The sequence below is a fragment of the Sciscionella marina DSM 45152 genome (assembly GCF_000379465.1).
Classification (GTDB): Bacteria; Actinomycetota; Actinomycetes; order Mycobacteriales; family Pseudonocardiaceae; genus Sciscionella; species Sciscionella marina.
In genome coordinates, this window is record NZ_KB905462.1 from 1 (window position 1) to 1,136 (window position 1,136).

Genomic DNA, 1,136 nt, shown 5'->3' on the forward strand with positions numbered 1-1,136 from the left:
TGGTTGAGGTCGTTGCGGTTGAAGGTCCAGTCGAAGGGTCGGGCTGTGGCGTTGTAGCGTTTTTCGAAGGCCAGTAGGCGATCGGCGACCGCGGCGAGGTCGGGAAAGTCGTCAGGGTCGAGCGCTTTACGTTGCACGACGGAGAAATAGACTTCCACCTGGTTCAACCAGGAGGCGTGCACGGGCAGATGAACCATGTGGGCGTTGGGCCAGGCGTCGTTCATCCGGGCCGCTGCCGCCCAATTGCGGTGAGACGCCCCGTTGTCCACAATCCAAAACACCCTGCGGGCGCTGGCATACGGCTCGGTGGTCATCACCTGCTTGACCAGACGGGAGAACAGGACCATGCCGGTGGTGGGTTCACAGCGGCCGATGACGTGGGCTCGGTGGACATCGTAAGCGGCGAAATAGGCCAGCGTGCCGCCGCGGGCGTATTCCGACTCCACGCGCATCGGGCGGCGTACTCCCGGCGGGAGGCTGGGGCGGATCCTGCGTCGAGCCTGGACACCGGGTTTCTCATCGACACTGAGCACGAACTCGTTGTCTGTCAACGGTTTGTCGTCCCAGACGCGAGCATAGAGGTCGAGCACTCGCGCGGCCTCGACCGCGAAGTACGGGTCGCGGGGAAAGATCCACGAGCGATGCTGCCACGGTTTGAGCGCATCAGCTGTCAGCCACCGACGCACCGTCGAGGCCGGAACCCGTTCGACGATCCCACGAGCCACGGCCTCATCAGCCAGCTCCGGGCAGCTCCACCGTGCCAGCGGCACGTCGGCGCGAGCGGGTAGCTCACAAGCCAGGGCCTTGATTCCGGTGACCACGGTGGCGGGGAACGTCCGTGGCCGCCCACTGCGAGGCCGATCGACCAGTCCGCCCATACCCTCGTGGCAGAAGCGTTTGCGCCACTTACGGACAGTATCCACACCGACCCCCAGACACCGCGAGATAGCAGCGTTGGAGCCACCCTCCGCGGCAGCGAGCACGATCCGTACCCGCAGGACCTGACGATACGGCGCCGAGCCCCGACAGGAGATCGCCTCCAACTCTGACCGCTGCGCAGCGATCAGGCTCACGATATACGGACTGCGCACCGGCACGACGAAGACTCCGATCACGATCACGAACAGACCGGGGAA

General features: G+C 65.1%; 1 protein-coding gene. It reads right to left on the minus strand.

Annotated features, from left to right (window positions below; all coding sequences use genetic code 11):
* The coding region (locus A37U_RS0140530) for an IS630 family transposase (RefSeq protein ID WP_020502379.1) at positions 1-1,136 on the minus strand (1,136 nt) is incomplete at both ends.